17 protein-coding genes are annotated in these 15,846 nt (G+C 56.6%); 9 read left to right on the top strand and 8 right to left on the bottom strand.

What is annotated here, in order from left to right; translation table 11 throughout:
* Positions 1-53 precede the first annotated feature (53 nt).
* The gene (thyX, locus tag SIB64_RS04070) at positions 54-776 is read left to right on the top strand and encodes an FAD-dependent thymidylate synthase (protein WP_413442027.1); all 723 of its coding nucleotides are present in this window, start codon (positions 54-56) and stop codon (positions 774-776) included.
* Between the two features lie 91 nt (positions 777-867).
* Entirely contained in the window at positions 868-2,844 is a 1,977-nt protein-coding gene (locus SIB64_RS04065) for a hypothetical protein (protein WP_413442026.1), read from the top strand.
* Between the two features lie 240 nt (positions 2,845-3,084).
* Here the strand turns inward: SIB64_RS04065 and dcd are convergent, their stop codons facing one another.
* Positions 3,085-3,678 carry a dCTP deaminase gene (gene dcd / locus SIB64_RS04060; RefSeq protein WP_413442025.1) on the bottom strand — a complete coding sequence of 198 codons (594 nt, stop codon included), beginning with the start codon at positions 3,676-3,678 and terminating at the stop codon, positions 3,085-3,087.
* A complete protein-coding gene (locus tag SIB64_RS04055; protein ID WP_413442024.1) occupies positions 3,678-4,268 on the bottom strand; it encodes a cob(I)yrinic acid a,c-diamide adenosyltransferase in 591 nt (196 codons plus the stop codon). The genes dcd and SIB64_RS04055 overlap by 1 nt, the downstream gene beginning before the upstream one ends.
* A gap of 153 nt (positions 4,269-4,421) precedes the next feature.
* Here SIB64_RS04055 and rph point away from each other — a divergent pair, with 153 nt between their 5' ends.
* The 4 genes from rph (at position 4,422) to SIB64_RS04035 (ending at position 7,613) form a co-directional block, all read left to right on the top strand.
* Positions 4,422-5,165 carry a ribonuclease PH gene (rph, locus tag SIB64_RS04050; protein WP_413442023.1) on the top strand — a complete coding sequence of 248 codons (744 nt, stop codon included), beginning with the start codon at positions 4,422-4,424 and terminating at the stop codon, positions 5,163-5,165.
* 70 nt (positions 5,166-5,235) lie between these two features.
* A complete protein-coding gene (gene ntcA / locus SIB64_RS04045; protein ID WP_413442022.1) occupies positions 5,236-5,955 on the top strand; it encodes a global nitrogen regulator NtcA in 720 nt (239 codons plus the stop codon).
* Between the two features lie 27 nt (positions 5,956-5,982).
* Positions 5,983-7,176: a DUF3084 domain-containing protein gene (locus tag SIB64_RS04040; RefSeq protein WP_413442021.1), complete on the top strand. Its 1,194-nt coding sequence runs from the start codon at positions 5,983-5,985 to the stop codon at positions 7,174-7,176.
* On the top strand, positions 7,173-7,613 hold the full coding sequence (locus tag SIB64_RS04035) for a resolvase (protein WP_413442020.1): 441 nt from the start codon (positions 7,173-7,175) through the stop codon (positions 7,611-7,613). The genes SIB64_RS04040 and SIB64_RS04035 overlap by 4 nt, the downstream gene beginning before the upstream one ends.
* On the opposite strand, the gene SIB64_RS04030 is transcribed toward SIB64_RS04035, so the two are convergent.
* From SIB64_RS04030 to psbH, 4 genes are read right to left on the bottom strand one after another with little or no spacing between them, the layout of a single operon-like run.
* Complete coding sequence (locus SIB64_RS04030; RefSeq protein ID WP_413442019.1) at positions 7,591-7,848, bottom strand: DUF3146 family protein; 258 nt, start codon at positions 7,846-7,848, stop codon at positions 7,591-7,593. The two genes, SIB64_RS04035 and SIB64_RS04030, sit on opposite strands and share 23 nt — an antisense overlap.
* Positions 7,845-8,465 carry an aminoacyl-tRNA hydrolase gene (pth, locus tag SIB64_RS04025; RefSeq protein ID WP_413442018.1) on the bottom strand — a complete coding sequence of 207 codons (621 nt, stop codon included), beginning with the start codon at positions 8,463-8,465 and terminating at the stop codon, positions 7,845-7,847. Before pth ends, SIB64_RS04030 begins: the two co-directional genes overlap by 4 nt.
* A 12-nt stretch (positions 8,466-8,477) precedes the next feature.
* Positions 8,478-8,711, bottom strand: a complete 234-nt coding sequence (locus SIB64_RS04020) for a TatA/E family twin arginine-targeting protein translocase (protein WP_413442017.1) — start codon at positions 8,709-8,711, stop codon at positions 8,478-8,480.
* A 9-nt stretch (positions 8,712-8,720) separates the two neighbouring features.
* Complete coding sequence (gene psbH / locus SIB64_RS04015; RefSeq protein WP_006849996.1) at positions 8,721-8,921, bottom strand: photosystem II reaction center phosphoprotein PsbH; 201 nt, start codon at positions 8,919-8,921, stop codon at positions 8,721-8,723.
* Between the two features lie 84 nt (positions 8,922-9,005).
* Here psbH and psbN point away from each other — a divergent pair, with 84 nt between their 5' ends.
* On the top strand, positions 9,006-9,146 hold the full coding sequence (psbN, locus tag SIB64_RS04010) for a photosystem II reaction center protein PsbN (protein ID WP_413442016.1): 141 nt from the start codon (positions 9,006-9,008) through the stop codon (positions 9,144-9,146).
* On the opposite strand, the gene SIB64_RS04005 is transcribed toward psbN, so the two are convergent.
* A complete protein-coding gene (locus tag SIB64_RS04005) occupies positions 9,134-12,124 on the bottom strand; it encodes an alpha-mannosidase (RefSeq protein WP_413442015.1) in 2,991 nt (996 codons plus the stop codon). The two genes, psbN and SIB64_RS04005, sit on opposite strands and share 13 nt — an antisense overlap.
* Before the next feature lie 37 nt (positions 12,125-12,161).
* Here SIB64_RS04005 and SIB64_RS04000 point away from each other — a divergent pair, with 37 nt between their 5' ends.
* Positions 12,162-12,281 carry a photosystem II reaction center protein I gene (locus tag SIB64_RS04000; RefSeq protein ID WP_006172424.1) on the top strand — a complete coding sequence of 40 codons (120 nt, stop codon included), beginning with the start codon at positions 12,162-12,164 and terminating at the stop codon, positions 12,279-12,281.
* A gap of 95 nt (positions 12,282-12,376) precedes the next feature.
* Complete coding sequence (locus SIB64_RS03995; protein ID WP_413442014.1) at positions 12,377-15,349, top strand: DUF3769 domain-containing protein; 2,973 nt, start codon at positions 12,377-12,379, stop codon at positions 15,347-15,349.
* Here the strand turns inward: SIB64_RS03995 and SIB64_RS03990 are convergent, their stop codons facing one another.
* Positions 15,350-15,817 carry a pentapeptide repeat-containing protein gene (locus SIB64_RS03990; protein WP_413442013.1) on the bottom strand — a complete coding sequence of 156 codons (468 nt, stop codon included), beginning with the start codon at positions 15,815-15,817 and terminating at the stop codon, positions 15,350-15,352.
* Positions 15,818-15,846 lie beyond the last annotated feature (29 nt).

Below are 15,846 nucleotides of genomic sequence, written 5' to 3'. Positions count from 1 at the left end.
GCCAACAAAGATCCCAACCGTCATGATCAGCCCATAGACATGCCGGCCAACCGATGGACCGTTTCAGGGTCGACCTGATCGCTGCCACGCCCAATCCGCAGCAATGCGTCTACGCCGCAATGCATCAGGACTATTGCGAAGGGTTTGTTGCTGAGGATCGAGACAGCTGGCCAGACGAAACACAAGCCGGCGAAATCTGCGTCAAACGCCTGCTGGCAGGTGAACGCGGACATTTCGGCCCCCTTGAACATGCCCAGATTGTGCTGAATGTCGGCTGGTTTCCTCACTCGGTGATGCAACAGGCTCGAACCCATCGCGTTGGAGTGAGCTTCGATGTGCAATCCATGCGCTACACAGGCGAACGGATCTGCCGTGCGGCCGACGGCGAACTGGACCTGGAAGACATTGTTTATCTCCGACCCGTTGGCAAATACAGCGACCGCCGCGGGAAGAAATACTCCTACACCCAGGACCAGCGCGATCTCGATCTCGACCATTGCCGCAAAGCAGCCGAACGATACAGAGACCTATTGCGTTCAGGTTTTGCCGAGGAACATGCCCGCGGCATTCTCCCGTTCGACTACCGCCAGCATTTCGTCGTGAGTTTCAGCTTGCGGGCCTTTCTGCACTTCATGGATCTGAGGGCCAAGCTCGATGCCCAGCTCGAGATCCGTCAACTCTGCGATCTGATGTGGCCACATCTGGTGGATTGGGCACCGCAGTTCGCAGCCTGGTACGAAAAGAGTCGCCTCCACCGGGCGCGGCTGGCTCCCTGAACTTTCCTAATGGTTTTTTGAACAGCGGGCAATATCACTTGTGCTGCGAAACTGGATGAGCTAGATGACTTAAGACAAAAGGCCTATCCACATGTCTGACGACTACGGATCTCGCTACACCAGTGCCTATCCATTTCCTCTTACAGCCAACAGCAATCGCCTGTACTCGGGCTCACTGAGCGGCGCGATCGGCCCGGATGACACCAGCGATGAAGATTGGTTCAAAATCCCGCTACTAAAAGGAGCAACGTATGAATTTAAGGTGATAGGAGGGCCCGAAGTTTATGACCTGAATGACGCGAAAGTCACCTGGTACAAGCCAAACGGCATATCAACATTGAAATCATGGTCATATGACCAATCGAGAAGAAATGGGTATGTTTACCAGGATGGAATCCTTGTTACTACACCCATTGAGGAAAGCGATGACTATTATTTGCGAGTTGACCTAGATAGTTACGCTGACGATCTTGATGTTGGTTCCTACAGTATAAGCGTCAATCAATTAACCGAAGGATTTACTACTTACCTCACTCAATCACTTGCATCAACCATGGCTGACGACTTCGGCAATCGCTACACCAACGCTCACACATTTCCCCTTGCAGTTGATGGGTCAGGACTGGCCTCAGGTTCAGTCGAAGGTATTCTAGGGCCAGAGGACACCTCAGACGAAGACTGGTTCAAAGTTAGACTTCTCAAAGGCGCGACCTATCAATTTCAAGTCGCGGGTGGATCAGAAGTCTATGACTTGAACGATTCGAAAATCACATGGTATAAACCCAATGGAATATCTACAATTAATTACTGGTCGTTCGACCAGAACAGAAGAAATGGCTACGTATATAACGACGGTATCTACACAACATCACCAATTGAATCGAGCGACGATTATTATCTTCGAGTTGACTTAGACACCTATGCCGATGACCTTGATGTGGGCCAGTACACACTCAGCGTCGAGCAACTAACCCCCGGCTTTGCCGCTTCTGCCCCCACCCCCACTCCCACTCCGATCCCCAAGCCGGTTCCAGGGGCATCATTGGCTCCCGTCCCAACGGCCAGCCCAGCACCCGTCCCCACTCCGCAAGCAACGAAACCCGGGGCGCAATCCGGCCCAACAGTCATCAACAATTACTACACGACAAACAACACGAACAATACGAATACTTCGACAAATACGAATACCAACACGAACAATAACACAAACACAACAATCAACAATACCGGCAGCGGCAATGTTCAAACAGGAGATATTGGCAGCGTCGAAAACACAAATGACATCGATAACATTATTACCATCGAGAATTCATTCGAATTAAAATCTGTCAACATCAATCTTTCCCAAGCCATCACTGGCGACAGCAAAAAGTCTGAAAAGGTCCCAGGAACTTCAGGTGACGATTTAATCGCCGATGGTGACGGCAAAGACAAGCTCGAGGGCAAAGACGGTGCCGATCGCTTTTACTTCTCCGGAAATGAGCCATACTCCAAGAAAAAGGCCGATCAGGTGGTGGACTTCAACACCAAGGAAGGCGATCAAATTATCATTGCAGATCAGGTATTCTTCAATCCGATCATCACCAACTCCGTCCTGAAAGATCTGAGCGGAAACCCTGACATTGCTGTCGCAAACTCTAAGAAAGACCTAAACAACATTTCCAAGGAAGATCACGATTTTGTCTATTACAAGCCCAAGGGAGAGCTTTATATTGACACAAATGACTCCGGGAAAGGTTTCGCCGACAAAAAGAGTGACACTGACCCATTAATTGCCAATTTAGACAAAAAAGAGAATCTTTCTGGTCAATCACTCGACAGCCTGGTTGAAAATCTCGAAGAAGAAAAAGCGTCTGAACCTGATATCACTGTCGCCACCAATAAGAAAGAATTCAAACAAGCTTCTCTTGAGGGAGTTGATCTTGTTTACTACGAACCCAAGGGAGATCTCTTTGTAGACGGCAATGGCGACTCGAAAGGATTTGGCAACAAGAATCAGGGAGGAATGATTGCTGACCTACCAAACAGCACACCCTTGACGGAAACCAATATTCTGGTGGGAGAATAGACTTCGAAGATGCCATCTCTCCAATACTACTGATTGCAGGAATGCAATTTTGAATCCGACCACCGCCAACCTAAAGGTTGGCGGATTTTTATGCAAAGAAATCAATGACAATTGAATGAGGCAATTAAAAGAATTTAAAACTAATATTATTTTTTAAGTGCAAAGTATAATCAATGAAGTTTGGTATTTTTAAGCCCTCGTTCAATTGTGACCAGGCCATGAAAATGACCATTCAGCGGCTTAAATACGCGCCAAAGTGACCCGCTCGGGTTGATGCTGATATTTACCCTTTCTATCGCTGTACGTTGTATCACACGGATCTCCTTCAAAGAACAACAATTGACAGATTCCTTCATTTGCATAAATACGGCAATCAGCCCCTGAACTATTACTGAATTCGAGGGTCAAATGTCCCTCCCAACTCGCCTCTGCAGGTGTTGTATTCACGATGATCCCCAACCGAGCGTAAGTGCTCTTGCCAAGGCAGATCACCGTGATGTTGGGTGGAACCTTCAGCTTCTCAAGTGCCACGCCCAGCCCGTAGGAATGGGCTGGAAGGATGTAATAGGAGCCGTCCTCATCCTCATGCAGAGGTGTCGGCTCCAGATTGGCAGGATTGAATCGCTTGGGATTCATCACTGTCCCGGGAACATGCCGGAAAATCATGAATTCCTGCGGAGACAATCGCAAGTCGTATCCGTAGGACGAACAGCCGAAGCTCAGAACGGGACGTTCGCGTTGATCGGGATCAAGGTGGCGAACAAGACCGTCTTGGAATGGCTCCAACATTCCCTGGCCGGCTTGCTCAGTGATCCAACGGTCGTTTTTCAGCATCAGAAACCTCGCCGCAACTCCGTCACCTGATCAGCCATCTCCATCACACTGGGAGGAATCGCAGGACCGGTGATGATCACATCCATCGAGCCTGGACGCTGCTGAAGGGTGCTGACGAGATCATCCTCTCTGAGATAACCAAGACCAACAGCAAGACCAATTTCATCGAGCACCAACTGATCGAGATTACCGCTGAGAAGGTGTTGACGACAGAGCTGCCAGATCTCATCAACCGCTTCATGGGCATTAGCCTGATCTGGTTCTGTGAGACAAGCCTGCACATCAGGTCTCAACCAGACCAGACCTCCGCAGAGGCGAACACAGTCCTTCGGCCCCTGGGACACGCCCCCTTTGAGAAATTGTGCGATCAGAACACGGCTGCCCAGGCCTGCCGCTCGCATCGCCTGGCTGAACACCGTTGAGAAACTTCCCCGGTAAGGGGCGGTATGAATCTGGAGCTGACCTTCCGGAGCAACCAGTTGCAAGGGAGATCGGAGCGCGACTGGACGCAATCCGGCACGTTCAAGGGCCCGATGATCCTTGTTGCGGGAATCAGGAGATCTCTGGCTTGTGGACAGGCTGACGGTCATCGCATTAGCGGTCGCCAGGCTCTGACCTGACTGACCTTGAATGTAGCGGTGGAAAGCAAGTCCACAACCATCCCTACACTACCCATAGCGTCACCCCATGAGGGTGTCATCCAGCACCTGCCAGGCTCTGGTTCTGTCGACTCCTGCTTTTCGATGGGCGAGAACAGACCGAGCCGCTCTGATGGCCGTGGTGCCAAAGACCTGCGCCGTTTCGAGATCAACTGGAATCCGATGGGTTTTGCCCTCAGTTCCCTGATCGTGCGCACCGGTCGAACTGCCGTGCTCTGCAGCGTGTGCCTCGACGAGAGCGTTCCACGCTGGCGTCAGGGGGAGGGTCTCGGCTGGGTGTCCGCCGAATACCGCTTGCTACCCGGCTCCACCCCGCAACGGCAAAGGAGGGAACTCCTGAAGTTGTCGGGCCGCACCCAGGAAATACAGCGGTTGATTGGTCGCAGCCTGAGGGCGGTGCTGGACATGGAAGCGCTGGGGGAACGGACGCTCTTGATCGATTGCGATGTGATCCAGGCGGATGCCGGCACGCGCACTGCGTCGATCACAGGCGCCTGGCTGGCGGTGCGGCAGGCAACACAACTTTTGATGGCACAGGGTCTGATCGATCGTGATCCGATCCGTCAGCAACTGGCCGCTGTGTCCGTAGGACTGATCGACGGATGCCCCTTACTCGACCTGGATTACAGCGAAGACAGTCATGCGGAGGTTGATCTCAATGTGGTGATGGCGGCCGATGGGCAGTTACTGGAAATCCAAGGCACAGCGGAGGGAGCACCGTTCAACCGCCAACAACTCAATCAATTGCTGGACCTTGCTGAACCCGGAATCAACACGCTCATGGTGGGCCAAAGGCAGGCGCTGGCGGACCTGCATGGGAATCAGTAATAACTGTTACAGGATGAACCTTCGCCGATCTTTACCTTTCGAATAGTTCACTGGACCCAGCGTCTAAACCATGAGCGCAGTTAGCAGTGGTTTCAGTCGCTATTCCCCTCAGGTTCCGGCGGCCACATCAACTTCGGAGAACGCCAGTCGGTCGCTGCTTGAGGTCATCCGGGATCTCGATGGAGCCAGCACCGAGCTGGTGGAACGCAACAAGACAATCTTCTTCCCTGGCGATCCTGCCGAGCGGGTTTATCTAATCCGTCGCGGTGCCGTTCGGTTATCAAGGGTCTACGAATCCGGGGAAGAGATCACGGTGGCTCTTCTGCGTGAGAACAGCTTGTTCGGCGTTCTGTCTCTCCTGACAGGCCACCGTTCCGATCGCTTTTATCACGCTGTTGCCTTCACCCGCGTGGAAATGGTGACTGCCCCAGCAGCTTCGGTGCGCGCGGCGATCGAGGCGGATACAGGAGTTGGATTGCGTTTGCTTCAGGGCCTGTCCAGCCGGATCCTACAAACCGAAACCATGATCGAAACGCTCACCCATCGGGACATGTCCTCCCGTCTGGTGAGTTTCCTTCTTGTTCTTTGCAGGGACTTCGGGGTGCCCGACGACCTGGGCATCACCATTGATCTACGGCTGTCCCATCAGGCGATTGCTGAAGCGATCGGATCCACCCGCGTCACAATCACCCGTCTGCTGGGAGACTTGCGCCAATCAGGTCTTGTTCAGATTGATCGCAAGAAGATCACAGTCCTCGATCCGATCGCCCTGGCCAAGCGGTTCAGCTGAGTCTTCCGCTGTGCGGGAGCCGCTCCTGTGAGCGGTTGGCTGCTCATTGCAGCACTACTCATTCTGGGTGGTGTTCTCTCAACCTTGGGAGATCGGCTTGGAAGTCGTGTTGGCAAGGCACGCCTGAGTCTGTTCAACATGCGGCCACGTCGGACCGCTGTTCTGATCACGGTGCTCACCGGCAGCCTGATCAGTGCTCTCTCCCTCGGCCTTTTGCTGCTGGTGAGTCGTCAGCTGCGAGTCGGTCTATTTGAACTTGATGAACTGCAGCAACGGCTGACTGATAACCGCCAGGAACTGAGCAGCAGCCGAAAACAACTGGAGACGAGCCGTAATGCCCTCGCGGCAGCCGAGGCAGAACGTCTTAAGGCTCGCGCAGAAGTTCAGGAGGTGGAAACCAAGCTCACCGAATCGAAGGAACGGGCCGTCACGCTCCGCAAAGCGATAGCTCCCCTGCAGAAGGAACGGGTCCGACTGGAGGCCGAACAGAAACGCCTCAGTCGCGATATCCAAGCCCGCGATGCCGACATCCGTCGCACAGAGGCTGAGCTTGAACAGGTGCGTCAGCGAATTCGCGATGGTGAGAACGAGTTGAAGCAACTGGAGCGAAACCTGATTGCCCTGCGGCGGGGCGCCGTGGTGCTCCGCAGCGGTCAAACCCTCGCCAAGGCCACCGTTCGACTGGATGATCCAGGGCAGGCAAAAAGTGTGATCGACCGGCTCCTCCAGGAGGCCAATCTCACCGCTTACAGCCGTGTCAGACCCGGTGAAGCCCCTGACCGACAGATTCTTCTCCTGCCACGCAGCGACGTGGAACGCCTGAAGACAATGATCAGCAAGCCGGGAACATGGGTTGTCTCCATGCGTTCAGCCACCAACGTTCTGCGTGGGGAAAACGTGGTCTATGCCTTCCCTGAGGTTCGGCCGAACCGCACGGTCGCCCGCGAAGGAGATGTTCTCGCCACTGCAACGCTGGACGCGGATGCTCGCTCACCGGAAGCGATCCGAACACGACTCAATCTGTTGCTGGCATCCGCATTTGCAGAGATGCAGCGCCGGGGCTCGCTCACCGAAGGGCTTCAGTTCGATGCCAATGCAGTGGGGCAACTGGCGCAGTCCCTTGGCGAGGATCCGCGAGAAAGAGTCACCCTGCAGGTGATCGCCGCAAGGACCAGTGACAGCGCAGATCCAGTGTTTGTCGCGATTCGGGTGGCGCGATGACCCGCGTCGCTGGCCTGGACCCCGGCCGCAGCAAATGCGGTCTCGTTCTTGTGGATGTTGATGGTGCAACCGTACTCAGCGGGGCGGTGCTGCGCAGCGACTCCGTGCTTCCGACCCTGAAAACATGGCACGGACAGGCTCCGGTGCATCTGATCGTGATCGGAGATGGCACCGGAGCCAAGGGATGGGCGGAACGCCTGCAATCGCTTGCCACGATTCAGACAGTCAACGAACGGGGCACCACCCTGCGCGCCCGAGCGCGATTCTGGGAGCTCTGGCCCGCCAAGGATTGGCGGGCTTTGCTCCCCTTTGGCATGCGCGTTCCACCTGGCGAACTCGATGCCATCGCAGCTCTCTTGATGGTGGAAGAACACCTTGAAATCACCTGTCGATGGCCGATTCCCAGGCCATTGTTCAGAACCGAGCCCGCACCGTGAATACATAATCCCCACCTGGCTCCAACTTGTAATCCGCGCGCACGAGAAAACGACGCAGGGCATCTTGAATCAGAGCTCGGCCCAAAGAGGGTTCCACTGACAGTTCACCGCGGTCGAAACACCAGCAGAACTCCCAGTGAAATCCTCCTGCCGCCACTTCTCCCTCCAGCAATTTCTCCTGGAAACACTGGCGCAAGACGCGCAGATGAGCCGTGGTCGCCGGAAGAGCCGTCATCGGCTGTTCACCAGATCCTCCGGACGCAGACTGTTGATTCGGTTGCCGGCCCGTTCCAGACCCAGGCGTTGGATGCGCACAATGCCATCGATCACTTCATCCAAGACGGATGAAACGAGAGGTTGTTCCGCATTGTTGAAGCAGCCCAGAACATGAGAAACAGTGCGAGCTTTTCGTTCCGCAGGGTTATCGGCCGGAGCTCCGATCCCGATCCGCAGCCGAGGGAACATCTGCATGCCCAGATGCTGGATCGTGCTCCTTAAACCGTTGTGACCGCCGGCACTGCCCTGGGCGCGCAATCGCAGGCGCCCGAGGGGCAGATCCATGTCATCAACGAGGACAAGAAGCTGCTCCGGAGTGAAATCAAACCAATCAAGAGCAGCACGAATCGATCGCCCGCTGTCATTCATGAAGGTTTGAGGCATTAGCAGCCGCAGCCTCTGCTGACCAGCACCAATGTCAGCGACGAGCCCATGCAACTTGGACTGCTGACGAAAACTGACGTTCTCCCTGGCCGCCAAACGCTCTAGGGCCATGAATCCAATGTTGTGGCGGGTACCGGAATATTTGGATCCTGGGTTACCTAACCCAACCACCAGGCGAAGGGCCGTTTCCATAACGCACTGCGATCAGGAACTGGGTGGGAGGCTGTCCCCAGACCGCTCTTCGGAACCAGCAACCTCCTCTGGATCAGCCATCGCTTTGTTGATTTCTCGTTCGAACTCCTTTGAGGCCGATTGAAAACCTTTAAGAGTTTTGCCAAGCGTTCTGCCGAGTTCAGGCAAACGCTTCGGACCAAACACAAGAAGAGCAACGGCGCCGATCACCGCCATTTCGGGAAGACCGACGCCGAAAATGTTCATGGGATCAGATCAGCCCAAGCCATTCCAATTGACATTGATCCCTTCCAGGATCAATGACTTGTTGTACAGCTGAAGAATCACAAGGAGGAAGACCAGGAACAGCACCATGAAGATGCCCATCACCGGAGTGGTACCCCAGCCAGGCACCACCTTGCCGTACTCGGAGTTCAAAGGGCGGAGGAGATCTCCCAGACGGGTGCGTTGAGCCATGGCGACGCTCGGTCTCGGGTCGTGTGAAGTCTGGATACTGTAGGGGCCGGCTCCGGTTTGGGGTTGATCCTGTCGAGAGATGTGATGGAAAGTTCCTCACCAGCCATGTCCGTCGCCATTGGCGTGCTGACCGTTCTGCTTGGGCTCACTGGTTTTGGGGTGTATCAAGCCTTTGGCCCTCCATCGAAGGGCCTGGATGACCCATTTGATGATCACGAAGACTGACGCAGGATCAGCTCCGTCAGCTCTCCCGGCTGGATGGTGATCCGGTTTGATGCATTGGATGCCCCGGACGATCGCCGTCTGATCGTCCAGGTCATTCCCGGTTCCCATTCACAGCGGCTTGCTCCTGGGTTGAGGACCCGCAGGGCAACGCCGTCAGAATCGGGCAGCATCGCCAGGGGCACCAAGTCCTTCGGACACCCCGGCAGAAAACACGCATCTTCAACCCCATCCGCTGGGCCCCACCAACCGGGCTCACGGAAGGCGAGCGCGGCCTGGGGAACCCCATGACGGGACCAGATGCTTTCCAGGGGCATCAAACCCAGACGATGGCGATGCACACCCTGATCGGCACTGGGATCGGGCCAGGTCGGCCCACGCAGAAGGGAAACCCCCATCCGATCTGGAACACCGTCTGCACCCTGCGGACCATCCAAAAGCATGGCGAGTCCGCCACCTGGCGCTGCCGTTTGGGACGCCATCCAGGAAATCACTGGAACCTCCCAACGGGCCTTCTCACGATCCGTGGACCAATGCGCTGGACGTTCGAGCACGCCACCACTGGTGTCTGCAGCGAATCGCACAGCCTGCTGAGCGAGCGGCAGCTCGAGTCGCAGCAGCTCATGGCGCTGCTGCCAATGGACAGTGCACACCAGCTCCAACCAGGCACAGTCCGCACAAAGCCTCACATCCAGTCGACAAGCACTGCTGCCAATGCGGACCTGCAACCTGGCATGGGCCACAAGAGGGCCTTGTTCCAGCCATTGCAGCTCTGTATTCATCTCCACAGGGAGAGGATGCTGGCGATAGTCCGCAGGTAGATCCCAGGCGTCCCAGAACTCGCCGCGATCCCGAAAGCGACGCATCTTCAGCGGATGAGCCAGCTGGGCATGACCTTCGCAATTACGGAGCTGCAACACCCCCTCAGAAGAGATGTCGCAAGAGAGATGGTCATTGCGGATGGTCCAGACACCGCTCCCGATGGCCTCCACCTTCACCTCACCTCGCACGGGGGAGACCGGTGGTTCCGAAACATCAGACCGCTTCAGTGCCAGAGCAGACATCCCATGCTGCCTGGGCAGTTGCACCCAGGCGCCGCCCCCAAACGCCCCCTGCTGGGGAAGCCCTTTCCCCCGTGCTTGCCAGACCCCATCGGGAACGCGCAGCACAGGTGACCAGGCTGCTAACGGTTGCAATCCCAGCCAGGCTATTTCAGCGGCACCTTCAGCCTGGTGCCCAGGTCGAGCTTGAAGCAAGCGTTGAATCCCCGCATCCCGAGCGGCGGTGGCCCCACGTCGGGCCGCACGCCAAATCGGCTCGGCCTGATCGAACACCTCCGGGATCGAAGTGCCGGGCAGGATGTCGTGAAACTGTTGAAACAACAGCGCCCTCCAATCAGCCGGCTCCGTGGGATGACCCCTGAGCCTCAGCAGGGCAGCGACGGCATCCTGTTCACGCAGCAGACGCTCGAGAGCTCTGTTGTGGCGCTTCTGATCCGGGCGACTGGTGCCACAACCCCGATGCAGTTCGAGATAGAGCTCATCCCGCCAGACCGGCAACCCTGCAGCCAAGGGCTCCAAGGTTTCAAGAAAACCGCGAACCGTGCCGGATCGCCGTGGCACTGCCTGGGGGATGTCATCCCAAAGGCGCATCTGATCAAGGGTCTCCTGGGTCGGCCCTCCACCGTGATCCCCGACCCCAGGAATCCACAGAGCCTCCTCCACACCTGTGGCGGCATGCCATGACCTCTGCTCCTGAAGCATCTCCAGGGGATCTCCACGCCGACCGATCGGCGGAAGCATCAAGGCAAGCAGCTCATCTCCACCGCGGTCACGCCAACGGAACAAGCGATGCGGAAAGGGGTGGTCGGCATTCCAGGCCAGCTTGTGGGTACAGAACCATCGAATCCCATTGCGCGCTGCCACCCCGGGAAGCCCGGCTCCAAAGCCAAAGCTGTCCGGCAACCACGCCAACGCATGGCTCCATTCAGGGAACACCTGCTTGCTGTAAGCCTGACCCATCTGGAACTGCTGCCAGAGAGACGCTGTGCTGACCAGAACACAGTCGCTCTCGACCCAAGGGCCATTGATCGGCTCCCATCGCCCAGCCCGGCTGGCGGCACGGATCTCGTTGAAGAGCAACGGGCGGTGTTTCTGCAGCCAGGCGTAAAGCGCTGGAGTGGAGTGGGCAAAATGCAAGTCGGGGGCCGCGGTGAGCAACGCCAAAGCCGAGCGGAAGGTGCGTTCCGCGGCGACCCAGGTGTCGGCCACCGGCCAGAGCCAGGCGAGGTCCAGATGGGCATGACCCAACCAGTGGATCAGTCCGACCTGGGGGTCTGCACTGGCCAAATGCGACTGGACCACCTGCAACGCCTCAGGGCTTGCCGGATCCATCTGCAGGCACTGGTTCGGCAACACCCCCCCCGCCTCAAGGTGCAGCTCCAGAGCCTCCGGTGTTCGTACCAGATCCGCATCACACTGAGGGGAAACGGGTTCGAGGCAAAGCGAACTGCAGATCAGGGCACCGTCGTCATGGCCAGGACTGCAGAGTTCCAGCTGAACCAGCAACCCATCGCCTGAACGGCATTCATCCGGTAAACGCCATCGGCAGGCGGTATCGAACAGATCCCCCTCGTGCACGAGCACACCGTTCACCCAGAGCCGCATGCACTCCGCCCACCAGCTCAACGCCAAACGGGCCTGATTGGCTGGTCCGGCGTCCCAGTGCTCCGGCCAGCGCAAATCCTGTGCCAGGCGCAGCCACTGACGGCCCCTTGGCCAGATCAACAAACCACGCTCAGCCCAGTCGGGACGGTGCTCCCGCCCCCATGACTCATCGATAAAACGGGAGCGATTTGGGTCTTCGCAGCGGTACCAACCCGACCGCAGATCGCACCTGGAGCGACGTCGAAACGTTTCAATCCACTCCGATCGCCTGGTCTGCAGGGCGTCCTGTTCGTTCTTGACCCTGTCATGCCCCATAGGATGATGCCGCTGTCACAGACGCCGGTCGGTCTCCATGCTCGCCCTCAAGATCTCCGTTTACTCGGTCGTCTTCTTCTTTATCGGGATTTTTGTATTCGGTTTTCTGGCGAGCGACCCAAGCCGCACTCCAAGCCGCAAGGATCTCGAAGACTGAATCAGACAGGTTTGCGGTCCGCGCAAATCACTGGTCTGCAGCCTCTGTTCCGCTCGCTATGAAGTGGCAGGATCACGGGCCGCAGCAGGAACCCCTTGGCGGCGTCGCGCCTCTCACTGTGCATCGCCGGGTGTTTGATCGCCAGTCCTTTAGGTGGCTTGGCACAGTTGCCAGTCTTTGCACAAGAACTGCCGGCTGATACGGCTCCAGCGCCTCCTGCGTCCATCCAACTGCAGGCGGATGAACAATATTTCGACAACCGTCGTCAGGTGACCATCGCTGAGGGCAACGTCCGCGTTGTTCTTGGTAATGCCATCATCCAGGCCGATCGCATTGAGTTCGATGCGGGGTTCCGAAGCCTCTTCGCCCGTGGATCGATCCGTCTGAACCGCGGCAAACAATTCTTTCAAGCCTCAGCGTTTCGGTACAACTTTCTGCAAAACGAGGGTGAGCTCGATGACGTCTACGGCGTGATCGACCTCGAAGCCCTGAGTAGCGACTTCTCTGGGCTTGGGGCAGTTTCAGAGCCCACACCAGAGCAGGTTGAAGCCGGAACAGATCAGCCCACTGCGATCAGTGTTGCGCCACCCACGGATGTTGCGCCAATCACGGAAGTTGCGCCATCCAGGCCTATTGCTCCATCAGATATGGCTTGTCCGCCCGACATGCCTTCTGTCCCCGACTGGCATCCAGAACCCTGGGCGGTGACGGCCTGGGGAGGCCAGTCGATTGACTCAAATTTTGGCGATACCTTCCTGTTCAACGGCCGCATGCGGCCGGAATATCTGATGGGAATCGGGCTGCAGAAACGCATTTTCCGAGCTGGTCCCCTGTCTCTGGAACTCGAAGCAGATCTGTTCGGCCATGCAGCCCAGCAGCAGCGGGGTGGCGAATTCAATCAGAAGACCCCGTTCGCGGACCTGCCGGCTCAATCGTTCGGGGAAGGAATTCTTGGGATCGGAGCCAGACTTTGGGTACAGCCTTGGCTGAGCTTTGGATTCATTGAAGGGCTCAGCTACAACACTGACTACAGCCTTTACGAAAAAACATTCCGCGAGAACTACACCCAACTACTGAACTATCTCGGATTTGAAGTCGAAGCAGCGGTGTCCTCCGATCTCTCCGTGGTCGGCCGGATTCACCATCGCTCCGGTGCCTTCGGGACTTACAACGGCGTCACCGAGGGCAGCAACGCTTACCTCGTGGGTGTTCGATACCGCTGGGGACAAGACCAGCCTCCCGAGGAATCAAGCGTGATGCCTCCACCGCTGGGATGCCCTGACCCTGACCGTGAGCAGCGTGTGCGCCCTTCACCCCTCTCGGAACGGCTTGAATCGGTGGCTCTCGGGGATGGTGGACAACCCCAGGAACACGTCCCTCAACAGGCAAAACGCCAACCATCAGATCTGTCCCCAGCGGAGCAACAGGCCCGTCGCAACGAAGCAATCGAAGCGATTGATCAACGGGTCTCGGATGTTGAATTCCGTGGCACGTTCGCGATTGAACGGCGCAACCTCACTCCCGTGGGGCGGATCAATTCCTCCATCCAGGATGAGAACCGCTTTGGAGTGGTGAAAGTGCCCCAACTGAAGCGACTTGGAACGAATCAACTGATTGATGGAACGATCAGCCGCTGGAGGATTCAGGCATCGCGAGTGCGGATCACACCCCGTGGCTGGACAGCCGATCGTATGGGTTTCACAAACGACCCCTTCACCCCGGCGCAGACGCGAATAGACGCGGAAGGGGTGATCGCCCGTGAACAGGCGAATGGCGACATCTTGATTACAGCGAGGCGCAACCGTCTTCTGGTGGAGGATCGCCTCCCTGTGCCCGTGAGCCGTCGCCAATTGGTTCAGCAGGAAGAAGAAGTCGAAAACCGTTGGGTCTTCGGGATCGACAACAAGGATCGTGACGGCTTCTATGTCGGCCGCAATCTCGAGCCCATCAGCATCGGATCTCAGACAAACCTGACATTGCAACCCCAGGTGATGGTGCAGCGAGCCATTGATGGAACCACAGACAGTTACGTCAAACCAGGAAAGCCCGCCACCAGCAACAGGGTCACGCAACCGAACAAGGCCGGCGATCTTCTTGGAGTCGACGCTGAACTCCAGGGACGATATGGGCCATACAAGCTGAAGGCGAACGCGGACATCAGCACCCTGAATCCAGAGAATTTCATCAACGGGAGCCGCTTCTGGGGACGCTTCGGACGCGACATCGAACTTGGTGCTCTTGGTTCAATGCGCACCAATCTTTTCGGGGCTTACCGCTACAGAACCTGGAATGGGTCCCTTGGTGAAACCGACATCGAAGCGGCATACGGCCTCTATGGCGAAAAGCGTGGCAGCTGGAGCAAAGGCACAACCGAGCACAGCTACCTCATCCGCGGAGCATTCGGTGATTACTACGCCGAGCGCTACAACAAGGACCGCATGCTCAGAACAGGTCGCGGCAGCTTGTTCGGGTCACTCACCAGCAGCTTCCCACTGCTCACCGGTGAAACTGCCGAGTTAACACCTCAGGCCGCCTTCCGGTACTCACCGGTCCCTGTAGTGCCTGGGCTCACACTGAACACCAATATCAACAGCACCTTGGCCGCATACGGAAGCGGAGGTCACCAGAAGACGCTCAGTTTTAGTGGGGGCCCCACCGTCACCTTTGGAACGTTCAGTAAACCGTTTCTGGATTTCACCCAATTGACCGTGATCGGTGGAGGCACGCTGCGAAATGGTGCCAGCCCATTTGAATTCGACCGTGTTGTGGACTTCGGCACCCTTGGTTTCGGGCTTACGCAGCAGATTGCAGGCCCGCTGCTGATCAGCACAGGGGTCAACATAAATGTTGACCCAGGCTCCCAGTACTACGGCGATGTCATCAATTCCAACATCGAATTCCGTTGGCAGAGGCGCAGCTATGACGTCGGGGTTTACTTCAATCCTTATGAGGGAATTGGTGGCATCCGGTTCCGATTGAACGACTTTAATTTCAATGGCACCGGCGTACCGTTTGTTCCCTACAACCCGATGCGCATTGATGAAGGAGATGACGATTTACCGCTTTGATTAATCAGGACCGCCATAGATGAGATGGCTCCCGGTTAAATCTGCTCCTGCATATCGTATTCCTTCGGTACGGGCGCCAGGAGCATAGGCATTGATGACAACGGCCTCACTGAGATCAGCATCTCTGAGATCCACATCAGTGAGTTCTGCATTCGTGAGATTCGCTCCGCGAAGATCTGCACGATTCAAGCGGGCACCGCTGAGATCAGCACCTTCAAGGTTGGCTTCGCTTAGGTCAGCATCTTGAAGATCCACATTGCGGAGATCAACGCCGATCAAATGGGCTCCCGACAAATCCGCTTCGCTTAAATCACATCCCGGGCAGGCACCATCCTCGAGCAAACGCTGCAAATCAGAACGCGTGACAGGCTCGACTGGAAGAGACAGCACCGAGGCCAAGGCCACAGGGGTCATCGGACCAAGGCACGCGGCCAGGATTAGAGCGCAAGGAACAGCAAACCGACCCATCGACAATCCAGCTCTGTCTACTTCATAGA

The sequence above is a fragment of the Synechococcus sp. MIT S1220 genome (assembly GCF_047303025.1).
Lineage (GTDB): Bacteria > Cyanobacteriota > Cyanobacteriia > PCC-6307 > Cyanobiaceae > Parasynechococcus.
The sequence above is the reverse complement of the archived record's forward strand: the minus strand, read 5'-3'. Positions and strand labels throughout refer to the sequence as shown.